Origin of the sequence: Microvirga pakistanensis (assembly GCF_004458765.1) — a bacterium.
Taxonomy (GTDB): domain Bacteria; phylum Pseudomonadota; class Alphaproteobacteria; order Rhizobiales; family Beijerinckiaceae; genus Microvirga; species Microvirga pakistanensis.
The window spans coordinates 1-223 of record NZ_SPJX01000480.1 but is presented as its reverse complement, the minus strand read 5'-3'; the positions used below and the strand labels follow the sequence as shown (position 1 = coordinate 223).

Sequence of the window (223 nt, the reverse complement as noted above, 5' to 3'; positions counted from 1 at the left end):
GTCAAAGTCGCAGCCTTCATGGGCCTGGCGGATGTGCTTGGTGAACATCCAGCCGTAGCCGCGCTCGAAGCGCGGCTTGGGCGGGGGCAGCAAGGCGCGCCTCATCTCGAGGTCCTCGTCGGAGACTTCGAGGGTGATGCGGCGTGCGGGAATGTCCACGGTGATGATGTCGTCCGTACGCACGAGGGCGAGCGGTCCGCCCACATGCGCCTCCGGTGAGACG

At 66.8% G+C, this 223-nt stretch carries 1 pseudogene; it reads right to left on the bottom strand.

Annotation, left to right across the window (positions count from 1 at the left end):
- Positions 1–223: pseudogene (locus tag E4K09_RS21985) on the bottom strand (dihydroxy-acid dehydratase domain-containing protein); the annotation flags it as partial.